At 70.0% G+C, this 12,603-nt stretch carries 13 protein-coding genes and 3 tRNA genes; 11 read left to right on the forward strand and 5 right to left on the reverse strand.

Annotated features, from left to right (window positions below; genetic code table 11):
* Positions 1 to 160: 160 nt before the first annotated feature.
* From ABT340_RS09620 to ABT340_RS09630, 3 genes are all read left to right on the forward strand, one after another.
* Positions 161 to 232, forward strand: a tRNA-Gln gene (locus ABT340_RS09620).
* A gap of 62 nt (positions 233 to 294) precedes the next feature.
* A tRNA-Glu gene (locus ABT340_RS09625) sits at positions 295 to 370 on the forward strand.
* Between the two features lie 15 nt (positions 371 to 385).
* Positions 386 to 458: transfer RNA gene (locus ABT340_RS09630), tRNA-Glu, on the forward strand.
* 165 nt (positions 459 to 623) lie between these two features.
* On the opposite strand, the gene ABT340_RS09635 is transcribed toward ABT340_RS09630, so the two are convergent.
* Both ABT340_RS09635 and ABT340_RS09640 read right to left on the reverse strand, forming a co-directional pair.
* The gene (locus ABT340_RS09635) at positions 624 to 2,369 is read right to left on the reverse strand and encodes a hypothetical protein (protein WP_352010265.1); all 1,746 of its coding nucleotides are present in this window, start codon (positions 2,367 to 2,369) and stop codon (positions 624 to 626) included.
* 51 nt (positions 2,370 to 2,420) lie between these two features.
* Entirely contained in the window at positions 2,421 to 3,137 is a 717-nt protein-coding gene (locus tag ABT340_RS09640; RefSeq protein WP_352010266.1) for an IclR family transcriptional regulator, read from the reverse strand.
* A 69-nt stretch (positions 3,138 to 3,206) separates the two neighbouring features.
* Between ABT340_RS09640 and leuC the strand changes: the two genes are divergently transcribed.
* From leuC to ABT340_RS09660, 4 genes are all read left to right on the forward strand, one after another.
* The gene (gene leuC / locus ABT340_RS09645; RefSeq protein ID WP_352010267.1) at positions 3,207 to 4,586 is read left to right on the forward strand and encodes a 3-isopropylmalate dehydratase large subunit; all 1,380 of its coding nucleotides are present in this window, start codon (positions 3,207 to 3,209) and stop codon (positions 4,584 to 4,586) included.
* 12 nt (positions 4,587 to 4,598) lie between these two features.
* Positions 4,599 to 5,186, forward strand: a complete 588-nt coding sequence (leuD, locus tag ABT340_RS09650) for a 3-isopropylmalate dehydratase small subunit (RefSeq protein WP_352010268.1) — start codon at positions 4,599 to 4,601, stop codon at positions 5,184 to 5,186.
* Positions 5,165 to 5,419, forward strand: a complete 255-nt coding sequence (locus tag ABT340_RS09655) for an SCO5555 family protein (protein ID WP_352010269.1) — start codon at positions 5,165 to 5,167, stop codon at positions 5,417 to 5,419. The genes leuD and ABT340_RS09655 overlap by 22 nt, the downstream gene beginning before the upstream one ends.
* Before the next feature lie 141 nt (positions 5,420 to 5,560).
* Positions 5,561 to 5,860 (forward strand): HU family DNA-binding protein, encoded by a 300-nt coding sequence (locus tag ABT340_RS09660; RefSeq protein WP_352010270.1) that lies wholly within the window; start codon positions 5,561 to 5,563, stop codon positions 5,858 to 5,860.
* 88 nt (positions 5,861 to 5,948) lie between these two features.
* Here ABT340_RS09660 and ABT340_RS09665 read toward each other — a convergent pair whose 3' ends face one another.
* Together ABT340_RS09665 and ABT340_RS09670 are read right to left on the reverse strand one after the other, a co-directional pair.
* Positions 5,949 to 6,164, reverse strand: a complete 216-nt coding sequence (locus tag ABT340_RS09665; protein ID WP_352010271.1) for a hypothetical protein — start codon at positions 6,162 to 6,164, stop codon at positions 5,949 to 5,951.
* Between the two features lie 18 nt (positions 6,165 to 6,182).
* Entirely contained in the window at positions 6,183 to 6,938 is a 756-nt protein-coding gene (locus ABT340_RS09670) for a TetR/AcrR family transcriptional regulator (RefSeq protein WP_352010272.1), read from the reverse strand.
* 200 nt (positions 6,939 to 7,138) lie between these two features.
* Between ABT340_RS09670 and ABT340_RS09675 the strand changes: the two genes are divergently transcribed.
* Positions 7,139 to 8,596, forward strand: coding sequence for an MFS transporter (locus ABT340_RS09675; protein WP_352010273.1), 1,458 nt, complete (start codon positions 7,139 to 7,141; stop codon positions 8,594 to 8,596).
* A gap of 90 nt (positions 8,597 to 8,686) precedes the next feature.
* On the opposite strand, the gene cofC is transcribed toward ABT340_RS09675, so the two are convergent.
* Positions 8,687 to 9,373 carry a 2-phospho-L-lactate guanylyltransferase gene (gene cofC, locus ABT340_RS09680; RefSeq protein WP_352010274.1) on the reverse strand — a complete coding sequence of 229 codons (687 nt, stop codon included), beginning with the start codon at positions 9,371 to 9,373 and terminating at the stop codon, positions 8,687 to 8,689.
* A 66-nt stretch (positions 9,374 to 9,439) separates the two neighbouring features.
* Between cofC and ABT340_RS09685 the strand changes: the two genes are divergently transcribed.
* From ABT340_RS09685 to ABT340_RS09695, 3 genes are all read left to right on the forward strand, one after another.
* Entirely contained in the window at positions 9,440 to 10,153 is a 714-nt protein-coding gene (locus ABT340_RS09685) for a lysophospholipid acyltransferase family protein (protein ID WP_352010275.1), read from the forward strand.
* A gap of 20 nt (positions 10,154 to 10,173) precedes the next feature.
* A complete protein-coding gene (locus ABT340_RS09690) occupies positions 10,174 to 11,184 on the forward strand; it encodes an NAD(P)H-dependent glycerol-3-phosphate dehydrogenase (RefSeq protein WP_352010276.1) in 1,011 nt (336 codons plus the stop codon).
* Between the two features lie 148 nt (positions 11,185 to 11,332).
* Positions 11,333 to 12,583 (forward strand): trans-sulfuration enzyme family protein, encoded by a 1,251-nt coding sequence (locus tag ABT340_RS09695; protein WP_352010277.1) that lies wholly within the window; start codon positions 11,333 to 11,335, stop codon positions 12,581 to 12,583.
* Positions 12,584 to 12,603: the final 20 nt, after the last annotated feature.

Genomic DNA, 12,603 nt, shown 5'->3' on the forward strand with positions numbered 1-12,603 from the left:
GGATCGTCTGCAGCAGCGTCGCACAGCCCCCTGCCCGGGGACAGCGCAGGCACCGGGGAGGCCTCCCGCGACCGGGGCGGCCAATCGTTTTGGCCTTGACCCCCAACCTGGGCTATTCTTTCGGAGTCGCCAGCGAGCCCCGCAAGGGGGTCAAGGGCGGTGGGGTATGGTGTAATTGGCAACACGACTGATTCTGGTTCAGTTATTCTAGGTTCGAGTCCTGGTACCCCAGCTGCGTCTCCCTTCAGGAGACGCCGCGGATTCCGTCTCAATGGGATCCGACGACAGTGTCACGGTCCCGTCGTCTAGTGGCCTAGGACGCCGCCCTCTCAAGGCGGTAACGCCGGTTCGAATCCGGTCGGGACTACCACTGTCAGCATCGCAAGGCTCCGTCGTCTAGTGGCCTAGGACGCCGCCCTCTCAAGGCGGTAGCGCCGGTTCGAATCCGGTCGGGGCTACCCAGGTGAACCCTCGGAAGCGCAGGCTTCCGGGGGTTTTCTGCTTTTCAGGAAAAGCGGTCCGCGGAAATACGCGTCCACGGGTGATCGTTCCCACCGGGAGAATCGTCTTCGCGTGGAAAAAAGACCGCGGTGGGCCCCGAGACGGGGCGCACCGCGAGGGCGTCAGTTGTGGCTTGAACGGGCCTTGAACAGGGCCCGTTTGGCCGCCTTGCCGACCTGGCGGTCGGGGTGGGCCTTGCCGATCGCCTCCAGGAGCTCCTCCAGATGGGGGTGCGGCACCTTCCAGATCACGTCGAGCAGGTTGACGAGGTTCGGCACGTTGCCGATGTCGTCGAGGCTGCTGACGAACTCGGGGCGGCCGAGGCCCGCCGAGATGGTCAGCATGTCGAGGATGAGCCAGTGGGTGTCGGCCTGGGTGGGCGGCGGGGCGTCCTCGACGCCGAGCTGCGCCAGGTGGGTGGCCGCGTAGGGGCGCAGGGAGGGTTCGTCGAGGGCCTCCTGCCAGGCGGGCACCGCGATCTCGCCCAGCGAGCCGACCATGCTGGCCGCCTGGACCCTGACGAGGGCGTCCGCGTCGTCCTCCGCGGCGGCCTCCAGCAGCTCCCTGGCGGCCTTGCCGGGCTCGCGGAGCTCCATCCAGGCGGCGAACTCGGCGTCGGCCTCCTCCTCGGGCAGCTCCGCGCTGAAGGACAGCAGGTCGAGGGCCGTCATCGCGTCGATGGCGGGGCGGGCGTCCAGTTCGATGTCGGCGTCGTCGGCCAGGTGGACGACGCCCTCCATGCCGAGCGGCGTCAGCCGTACCTGGTCGTGCTCGACCTCGACCATGCCGTAGCCGGCGAGCCAGTCGAGCACGGGGGCGAGCGGGTCGCCGTACTGCGCGACCGCCGCGGCCCAGGCCTGCGCGCCCTGGTCGTCGTACTCGGCGACGGCCTCCTCAAGCTCGGCACGCAGTTCGGCCAGGCCCTTTGAGCCGGTCGCCAGCAGCACCCTGACCAGCAGCGCCCTGGTCAGGCCGGACAGGGCGATCGTGGCGTCCTCGTCGTCGAGCTCGGGGTCGCCGTAGTCGATCGAGTGCAGACCGGCCAGCCAGGCGTCCAGGACGTCGTCGTCCTCCTCGAACGGCCATTCGGCGGTGTCGGGGTCGGCGCTGACGGTGTCCTCGCCCTCCGGCTGGAGGAAGTCGAGGTCGATCGCGAGGTTCCAGATGTTCCAGAGCGCGGGCACCGAGTCGGCCAGTGAGGCGCCGTCCGTCTCGGGGACGGGAAGGCCGAGGGCGCCGAGGGCCTCGACGATCTCCGCGTCGGTGAGCAGGCTCGTCTCGCCGACCTGGCGTTCGGAACCGACCCACACCGCCAGATCGCGGGCCTTGACGATCAGCCTGACCTCCCGGGCGGCCGAGGCCAGCTCGCTGTCGGGACGGAGCCGGATCGTGTCCAGCTCCGCGAGCTCGTCCGCGAACGGCTCGAAGTCTCCAAGTCCGTCGATCTCGTCCTCTTCGTCCTCGTCGTCGTACTCGTCGTCCTGTTCGGCGGCGAGGTCCTCCATCGCGTCGACGAAGTCGTCCTCGATGCGGTCGAGTTCGGCGAGCAGTTCCTTGAGCGAGGAGGATCCCGCGCTCAGCTTCCCGGTCTCGGACAGGAAGGTCAGGTAGGCGCGGACCGCGGGCACCATGCCGTCGGCGGCCGCGTCCGGGTCCTCGACGACCTGGGGCATCCGGTCCAGCAGAACGGCGCGCAGGTCGGCCCGCTTCCACCGGCCGACGTCCGTCGAGGCGATCAGCCGGTGCCAGAGGGCGACGGAGCCCACCAAGTTGGAATCGCTGCCGGGCGCGTTCTCACGCGCCCAGAGGATGAAGTCTTGGAGCAGGGGACGCAGTTCAGCGGCGGCTGCCTCAATGCGATCTGTCACCTACCCAGCCTAGGGGGCCGGAAGGGTGCTCGCCTCCTCATATCGTACGGCTCAGTTGGCCCGTCGCATCGACTCGGTGATCCGCTCGGCGGCGGAGACCACGGGGGCGGCGTGCAGCCGTCCGGGGGTGCGGGTCAGCCGCTCTATCGGGCCGGAGACGGAGACCGCGGCGATGACCTTGCCTCCCGTGCCCCTGATCGGCGCCGAGACGCTGGCCACTCCCTGCTCGCGCTCGCCGACGCTGTGCGCCCAGCCCCTGCGGCGGACGCTGGCCAGGGTCGCCGCGGTGAACTTGGCCCCGCGCAGGCCGCGGTGCAGGCGGTCGGGCTCCTCCCAGGCGAGCAGGATCTGCGCGGCGGATCCGGCGAGCATCGGCAGGGCGGAGCCGACGGGGACGGTGTCGCGCAGCCCGCTGGCGCGCTCGGCGGCGGCGACGCACACCCGCTCGTCACCCTGGCGCCGGTACAGCTGGGCGCTCTCGCCCGTCAGGTCACGCAGCTGGGTCAGCACCGGTACGGCGACCGCCAGCAGCCTGTCCTCACCGGCCGCGGTGGACAACTCGGACAGCCGGGGGCCGAGGACGAAACGCCCCTGTGTGTCACGGGAGACGATGCGGTGGTGTTCGAGGGCGACGGCGAGCCGGTGGGCCGTGGGCCGGGCCAGGCCGGTGGCCTGGACGAGCTGCGCGAGGGACGCCGGGCCGGCTTCAAGGGCGTTGAGCACGAGAACGGCCTTGTCGAGTACGCCGACTCCGCTAGAGTTGTCCATACACCGATACTGCCGTCTCGACATATGAGAAAGCAAGTGGGGTGCGGAAAGCGATCGCAAGGAGGCGACATGGGGCGCACGCTGGCGGAGAAGGTCTGGGAGCAGCACGTGGTGCGACGTGCGGAGGGAGAACCCGACCTGCTCTATATCGACCTGCACCTCATTCACGAGGTGACCAGCCCGCAGGCGTTCGACGGCCTGCGCATGGCGGGGCGTCCCGTGCGGAGGCCGGAGCTCACGATCGCCACCGAGGACCACAACGTCCCGACGGTGCTCGGCCCGATCGCCGACCCCGTCTCGCGCACCCAGGTCGAGACGCTGCGCAAGAACTGCGCGGAGTTCGGCGTCAGGCTGCACCCGATGGGCGACGCGGGTCAGGGTGTCGTGCACATCATCGGCCCGCAGTTCGGCCTGACCCAGCCGGGCATGACCATCGTCTGTGGTGATTCTCACACCTCGACCCACGGCGCCTTCGGCGGCATCGCCTTCGGCATCGGCACCTCCGAGGTCGAGCACGTGCTGGCCACCCAGACGCTGCCCGCCTACCGGCCGAAGACGATGGCCATCGAGGTCTCGGGCGAACTGCCCGTCGGGGTCACCGCCAAGGACCTGATCCTGGCGATCATCGCCAAGATCGGTACCGGCGGCGGCCAGGGCTACATCGTCGAGTACCGGGGCGAGGCCATCCGCAAGCTCTCCATGGAGGGCCGGATGACCGTCTGCAACATGTCGATCGAGGCGGGCGCCAGGGCGGGCATGATCGCCCCCGACGAGACGACCTTCGAGTACCTCAAGGGCAGGCCCCACGCCCCCACCGGCGAGAACTGGGACGCCGCCGTCGAGTACTGGCGGTCGCTGTCGACCGACGAGGACGCCGTATTCGACACGGTCGTCGAGATCGACGCCTCGACGCTGACCCCGTTCGTCACCTGGGGCACGAACCCGGGCCAGGGCGCTCCGCTGGGCAGCGCGATCCCGGCTCCCGAGGACACCGGCGACCCGGGCGCGGCCGCCCGCGCGCTCGAGTACATGGGCCTGACCGCGGGGACCCCGCTGCGCGAGGTCGCGGTGGACACGGTCTTCGTCGGCTCCTGCACCAACGGCCGGATCGAGGACCTGCGCGCCGCGGCCGAGGTGCTGCGCGGGCGCCAGGTCGTCACCCGCACGCTGATCGTCCCCGGCTCGATGCTGGTCAAGCTCCAGGCCGAGCAGGAGGGGCTGCACGAGGTGTTCAAGGCCGCGGGCGCCGAGTGGCGCGAGGCGGGCTGCTCGATGTGCCTGGGCATGAACCCCGACACCCTCGCCCCCGGCGAGCGCAGCGCCTCGACCTCCAACCGCAACTTCGAGGGGCGTCAGGGCAAGGGTGGCCGTACCCACCTGGTCTCCCCGCAGGTCGCCGCCGCGACCGCCGTCACCGGAAAACTGACCGCGCCCGCCGACCTGGTCTAGGAGAAACTCGCAATGGAAGCCTTCACCGTCCACACCGGCCGGGCCGTACCGCTGCGCCGCAGCAACGTCGACACCGACCAGATCATCCCCGCGGTCTGGCTCAAGCAGGTCAGCAGGACCGGGTTCGAGAAGGGCCTGTTCTCCGCCTGGCGTGAGGACCCCGGATTCGTCCTGAACGACCCGGCCTACCAGGGGGCCTCGGTCCTCGTCGCCGGTCCCGACTTCGGCACCGGCTCCTCACGTGAGCACGCCGTCTGGGCCCTGCAGCAGTACGGCTTCCGCGCGGTGATCGCACCGCGTTTCGCCGACATCTTCCGTAATAACTCCACCAAGATGGGGCTGCTCCCGGTGGTGCTCTCGGCCGCGGAGGTCGAGGCCCTGCAGGCGGCGGCCGAGGCGGACCCGACCCTTGAGGTCACCGTCGACCTGGCCGAACGCCAGGTGCGCTGGGCGGGGGAGACGGCCGGTTTCGAGATCGACGACTACACCCGCTGGCGTCTGATGGAGGGGCTCGACGACATCGGGCTGACCCTGCGCAACGCCGACGACATCGCGACATACGAGAATGGTCGGCAGCCATGGCTGCCGACGACCGTCTGACACGTTCAGAAGACGACCTGGCCCGGCGGCTGCGCGACGCGCACCGCCGGGTTCGTTTGTTGACCCTTTCTCCGGAGCGGCGGGAGCGTCTCGCCAGACGCCTGCTGTCGATCTGTGACCTCGCAAAGCACGATCTCCACCGTGCAGCGGGGCGTCTTGATTTATTCCTTCTCGACCTTGATGCTCTGGTTTCAGATACGCCAAGTGCTGGAAACATTGCGGAAGGTGATTGAGTCGTAGGGCTCCGTCCCCTAATTTCAAGCGGGCAAGGGGTTTCTCGCTCTGTTGAGACCTCGGGCCGTGACAACCGGGTGAGACGGGCTACCTGCCCCACGACCCACTCCCAGACATCGGTAGCAGGGGGAGCAACCTTTATGAACAAGAAGGAACTCGTCGAGGCGATCGCGGATCGCGTCGGTGACAGAAAGACCGCGACCGAGGCCGTCAACGCGGTGCTCGACACCATTCAGCGGGCCGTCGCCAGCGGCGACAAGGTCTCCATCACCGGATTCGGCGCCTTCGAGATGGTGCACAAGCCCGCCCGTTCCGCGAGGAACCCTTCGACCGGCGCGGAGATCAAGGTCGCCGAGAGCTGGGGTCCCAAGTTCCGGCCGGGCTCCGACTTCAAGGAGCTCGTCAACGTGGAGGGAAAGAAGGCCGCGAAGAAAAGGTAGGACTCGCCCGGGCGCCGGGACTCCCGTCGCGGGGGCCCGGCGCCCCGCCTTTCACGCGACGGCCGTACGGTCCCGTCGCATGGGCCCGTCACATGGGGGCGGTGGGAGGAACCGGGAACGTGGACAGTGTGACGTAGGTGATCCGGTCGCCGTCGAGGACGACGTTCACCCGTTGTCCCGCCCGTAGAAGCCGCAGCGGTCCGGCGTCGAAGGCCGCGGTGTCGAACGGGATCTCCGTCCCGTCGTCGGAGTAGACAGAGCCCGACCTGGTCGTCGTGTCGAAGATCCGTACCGTCGCCTGCACCCGGTCATGGTAACCCGGTCACCCGGAGGGACGCGGGTGGTCGGCGGCGTAGGACGCCAGCCCCCGGATGATGATCTCTATGCCGAGGTCGAACCGTTCGTCGTTCGTCCGCTGGAGCATGACGTCGGCGAGCTCGACCATGTTCGGGAAGCGGTCGGGCGGCAGCTCCCTGAAGTAGCGTTCGAGCGTCTGCCTGATCTCCGCCCAGGACCTCTCGACCGCCGGCCGTTCCCCGTCCTCCTCGGCCTCCTGGCGCCGGTCGTCCCAGACGCTCTCCTCGAAGGCGAAGCCGTTCATGAAGGTGGAGATCATGTCGCCCGCCGCGCCCGCGAGGTGGTCGGGGAGGCCGCCCGCGCGGAAGACGGCCAGGAGCTGCTCAAGGTGGGGGAGCGCCTCGGCGCTGAAGGGGAAGCCGGTCATGGCGATCCTGGCCATGTCGCGGTGCTCGTGCAGCTTGGTCCGCCCGGTGCGAGCGTACTGCCTGATCTGCTCCTGCCAGTTCTCCGGGTCGGGGGCGGGCAGCTCCCAGTCGCGGAACATCCGCAGGTACATCAGTTCGAGCAGCTCGTCCTTGCCGCTGACGTGGGCGTAGAGGGCGGAGACCGCGACGTTCAGCTCGGCCGCGACCTGGCGCATGCTGAGCTTCTCGTAGCCCACGCGGTCGATCACCGTGTAGGCGGCCTCGATGATCCGGTCACGGGTGAGCGGGATGCGGGCCGGACCCGTCCTTCTGCGTGCCCGATCCCACGGCAGTGCGGGCAGCTCGTCACTCATGACGCCAGTGTAACGCCAGGGTGAACACTGCTCATCACATCGAACGCCGCTCGTTTTCACGACATATCTTGTCTTCGGCATCGATGCGACATATCTTAAGAACACCGCACTGAGCGGCGAACGCCGTTCTTTAAGAGAACGATGCTCGTGTATGGTGAACGCTGTTCATCTCAATCCCTCCAACCGCTGGGAGTCCCCCCATGACCACAGACGTGTCAGAACCACTTCGGAAGGCGGCCGAGCCGCCCCTCCACCGGTGGCGCTGGGTCGCGCTCGCCGTCATCCTGCTCGGCGAGGTGATGGACCTCCTCGACGCCATGGTCACCAACATCGCCGGGCCGACCATCAGGAACGAGCTCGGTGGTTCGGCCTCCGTCATCCAGTGGCTCGGCGCCGCCTACACCCTCTCGATGGCGGTCGGCCTGATCACCGGCGGCAGACTCGGTGACATCTTCGGCCGCAGGCGGATGTTCGTCATCGGCGCGGCCGGGTTCACCCTGGGGTCGCTGCTGTGCGGCCTCGCCCAGTCACCCGAACTGCTCATCGGCGCGCGGGTCCTGCAGGGCCTGTTCGGCGCCGTCATGCTGCCGCAGGGGCTCGGCATGATCAAGGAGATGTTCCCGCCGAAGGAGATGGGCGCGGCGTTCGGCCTGTTCGGGCCGGTCATGGGCCTGTCCACGGTCGGTGGCCCGATCCTGGCCGGATGGCTGGTCGACGCCGACTTCTTCGGCACCGGCTGGCGCATGATCTTCCTGATCAACCTGCCGCTCGGCCTGGCCGCCGTCCTGATGGGGATGCGCTTCCTGCCCGAGTCCCGTTCGCCGCACCCGCTCAAGCTCGACGTCCCCGGCGTGCTGCTGGCCTCCCTGGCCGGTCTCCTGCTGGTCTTCCCCCTGGTCCAGGGCAGGGAGAGCGACTGGCCCGCCTGGGCCTTCCTGATGATGGGCGCCTCCGCCGTGCTCTTCGTGCTCTTCGGCTGGTTCGAGGCCAGGAAGAGCCGGACGGGCGGTGACCCGCTGGTCGTCCCCAGCCTCTTCCGCAAGCGCGCCTTCACCGGCGGTTTGGCGACGGGCCTGGTCTTCTTCTCCGCCATGTCCGGTTTCGCGCTGGTGTTCAACCTCTACACCCAGATCGGCCTGGGCTACTCCACGCTCCAGGCGGCCCTGGTGATGATCCCCTGGTCGCTGGGCATGGTCGCCGGGTTCGGGGTGGCGCAGGCGGTCGCGAAGTTCGGCCGCAAGGTCCTGCAGGGCGGCATCCTCGTCATGGCGCTCGGCGTCGTCGGAGTCCTGCTGACGATCGCCCAGGCCGGCACCGGTGTGACCGCCTGGCAGTTCGTTCCCTCCCTGGCGGTCACCGGGCTCGGCATGGGCCTGCTGATGGCGCCCTTCTTCGACATCATCCTGGCCGGCGTCGAGCAGCACGAGACCGGCTCGGCCTCGGGCACGCTGACCGCGATCCAGCAGCTCGGTGGCGCCGTCGGTGTCGCCCTGCTCGGCACGGTCTTCTTCGACCAGGCCGCGGCCACCCTCAGACCCGACTTCGTCGGCGCGGCGGGCACGGTCCTGTGGGTGGTCGCGGGGATGCTCCTGCTGACCTTCGTCACGGCCTTCCTGCTGCCCAAGCAGGCCAGGGAGGGGGAGAACGCCGGGCACTGACCCCGCCACGGCGCCCCGCCCGCGGGGGCCCGCCGTTCGGAGCCGGAGCGCCTCCGGCCCGGAACGGCGGACACGGCGGGCACGGGCGGGTCAGGAGGAAGAGGGAGTCCCCCCGGCGGGGGACTCCCTTTCGATCTTCTCCACCACGGCGAGGGTGCGGGGACCGACCCCGAGGGACAGGGCGCTGCGCAGGTCGTCCGGGGTGTCCACGTCCCGGCGTACCGAGGCGACCCCCTCAAGACAGAGCTCCTTGGCGCCGTACCGCAGATGACGCTCACGCGACTCGCCGCTGAAGCCCGGGGTGAACGGGACGCCGGGCCGTACGCCGTAGAAGGTCGTGCCGATCTCGGCCGCGTCGGGCAGGAACGCCTGGTCGAACTCGCCGGCCGCGGCCAGCACCAGGGCGAGTTCGGCGGGCCGCAGCGCGGGCAGGTCGGCCTGGAGCGCGCCCACGGAGCCGGCGGGCGCCAGCCGTACGGCCTCGGTGGCGCCGTGCCGCAACGCCGCGTTCAGGCCGGCCTCGGGGTCGCCCACCACATGGGCGCCGATCCCGGCGAGCGCGGGCGCGGCCACGGGATCACTCGTCACGACCACGACACGCGCGACCGTCGCGCAGGCCAGCGCGGCCTCGACGGTGTCGCAGGCGAACGCGACGGCCAGGGCGGCCCGGTGCGGGCCCGCCGCCCTCGACAGCCGCGTCTTGGCGGCGACCAACGTCTTGACCGGCACGACGAGGGTCCAGGCTGAACTCTGCGGAGCAGGCATAGCCTTAAGCATCGCGCCTCGACATCCTGTACGGCCAACCGGGACACTTGGGGCGCATCACTGCTTACGGAGGAGTTCATGAGACGTCCTGGATGGCCTTCCCGGTTCTGGGTCGCCCTGGCCGTCACGATCGTCAAGCCGATCTCGTGGCTCCTGGTCAGGAAGGACTGGCGCGGGGCCGAGCGGCTGCCGCCGACCGGCGGGGTCATCCTGGCCGTCAACCACCTGTCGTGGCTCGACCCGGTCCTGGTCGCCCACTACCTCTACAACAACGGCCGCTGGCCGACGATCCTGGCCAAGGCCGGACTGTTCTCGGTGCCGCTGCTCGGGCGCGCGGTGCGCGGGCTGATGGCCATCCCGGTCCACCGGGGCAGCGCGGAGGCCTCCCGATCGCTCGCCGAGTCGGAGCGCAGGATCGCCGAGGGCGCGTGCGTGATGTTCTATCCCGAGGGCACCTGCACCCGCGACCCCGACTTCTGGCCGATGGAGGGCAAGACCGGCGCGGCCAGGCTGGCGCTGGCGACCGGCGCGCCGGTGATCCCGGTGGCGCACTGGGGCGCCCAGGAGATCCTGCCCTACGGCGGTAAACGGCCAAGACTCTGGCCGCGTAAGACCTTCCACGTGCTGGCGGGGCCACCGGTCGACCTGTCGAAGTACGAGGGGCGGCCCCTGCACGCCGACGTGCTGCGCGCGGCGACCGCGGACATCATGGCGGCGGTCACCGCTCAGCTCGCCGAGCTGCGGGGGGAGAAGGCGCCGCCGGCACCGTTCAAGCGGCCCTCGGACCATTGACTTCGACGTACGGTGATGAAATGACCAAGGCGGCTGTATTCGGCACGGGCTCGTGGGGCACCACATTCGCGATGATCCTCGCGGGCGCGGGAGGCAAGACCGTTCTGTGGGGCAGGCGCCCCGAGGTCGTCGAGGCGATCGACCGCCGCCACGAGAACCCCGACTACCTGCCGGGCGTACGGCTGCCCGAGACCCTGCGCGCGACGACCGACCCTGCCGAGGCCCTGGACGGGGCGGACTTCGTGGTGCTGGCCGTGCCGTCCCAGACGTTGCGGGTGAACCTGACCGGGTGGAAGCCGTACCTCCCGCCGGAGGCGGTGCTGGTCAGCCTGATGAAGGGCATCGAGCTCGGCACGACGAAGCGGATGAGCGAGGTGATCTGCGAGGTCGCCGAGGTGCCGAAGGAGCGGGTCGCGGTCGTCTCGGGCCCCAACCTGGTCGGTGAGATCGTCAGGGGCCAGCCCGCGGCGACCGTGGTCGCCTGCGCCGACCGGCGCGCCATGGAACGCCTCCAGGAGGCCTGCCACCTGCCGCCGTGGTTTCGCCCCTACACCAACCCGGACGTCGTCGGGGTGGAACTCGGCGGCGCCGTCAAGAACGTGATCGCCCTCGCCGTCGGCGTCTCGGCGGGGATGGGGCTCGGCGACAACGTCAGCGCGATGCTGATGACCAGGGGACTCGCGGAGATCTCCCGGCTGGGCGAGGCGCTCGGCGCCGATCCGCACACCTTCGCCGGGCTGGCCGGAATGGGCGATCTCATAGCGACCTGCACCTCCCCATTGTCCAGGAACCGTACCTTCGGTGAGAATCTTGGCCGGGGGATGACCCTGGCCGAGGTCGTCGCCGCGACGAAGCAGACCGCCGAAGGAGTCAAATCCTGCGAGTCGGTTCTGGAACTGGCCAGGAAGCACGATGTCGAGATGCCGATCACGGAGGTGGTTGTGGCCGTCGTGCACGACGGGTTGCCTCCCGCCGAGGCCGGGAATCTGCTGATGTCGCGAACCCTCAAACCAGAACGGTACGGCGTTTGACCTCCCTGTCGTCCTCGCCGCCGAGGACACGGGAGAGGGAGCCCGGAGGCGTCGGCCGTACGATCCCGCCGACACCGCGAGGGAGGGAAGCGCCGTCACCCCGCCCCGGGATCGGAGTACCCCCGGCGCGAATCCGGTGAGCCGACGAATGCGCAGACCCAACGGTGAGAACACCCGCGCGGTCCACCTGCCCCCCTTGGCCGACCCCCGGCAGAGCCCGCTCGGCCTGCCGGTGTGGCGCAGCTCCGCCTGGGGCTTCGCCGACTCGGCCGAGTACGCCGAGATGTGCGACGAGAAGAGCTCGGGCTTCGCCCACGGCGGGGTGGACAACCCGACGACCGCCGCCTTCGCCGCCGCGGTCGCCTCGCTCGAAGGGGCCGCGGCGCCCAAGGACGTCGCCGGGCAGGCCTTCTCCTCGGGGATGGCCGCGATCACCGCCGTCCTGATGACCTTCCTGCGGGCCGGAGCGCACATCGTCGCCCCGATCCCCGTGCACGGCGGGACCTACTCGCTGATCACCAACGTGCTCTCCAGGTTCGGTGTTTCGGCGGGCTTCGCGGACTACGGCGATCTCAGCCGGGTGAACGCCGAGGTCAGGTCGAACACGAAGATCATCTACGCGGAGACCCTGTCCAACCCGGCCATGGCCGTCTCCGACATCCGGGGCCTGTACCGCATCGCCCGCAGGGCCGGGGCGCTGCTTGTCGTCGACTCGACCTTCGCGACCCCGGTCGTCTGCCGCCCGCTCGAACACGGCGCCGACCTGGTCGTCCACTCGGCGACCCGGTATCTCGGCGGCCACGACGACTGCGAGGGCGGTGTCGCGGTCGGCCGTCCCGACCTGATCGCGCAGCTCGGCGAGGTCCGTCTCGACACCGGCGGCACGCTCTCCCCCGACGACGCCTTCCTGCTCCGCAGGGGGCTGGCGACCCTCCCGCTCCGGGTGCGCAGGATGTGCGCGACCGCGATGGTCTTCGCCGCCGCGGTGGCCAAGCACCCCGCGGTGCGCCGGGTCGACTACCCGGGCCTGCCGGGACACCCCGGCCACCAGCTGGCCAGGCACCTGTTCGACTCGGGCCCTGAGGGGACGAGGTACGGCGCCTGCGTGACGGTCACCCCGCACGGCGGCTACGACGCGGGCGTCGCGCTGGCCGACGGCCTCAGGATCGCCTCGATCGCCACCTCGGTCGGCGGCACCAGGACCAAGGCGGCGCACGTCGCCTCGACCAGCCATCCGCAGCTCGGCGGGGCCGCCGGGATCGACGCCGGGGCGGTCCGCTTCTCGATCGGACTGGAGGACGCGGAGGACCTCATCATGGACGTGACGAGGGCTTTGGACGCCCTCCTCGACCAAGGGGTGGCCCCGGACAGCGGAAAGGGCCCCGGATCGGGACGATAGGCGCGTCTGACAGCCGGGAT

The sequence above is a fragment of the Streptosporangium sp. NPDC000239 genome (assembly GCF_040300765.1).
Lineage (GTDB): Bacteria > Actinomycetota > Actinomycetes > Streptosporangiales > Streptosporangiaceae > Streptosporangium.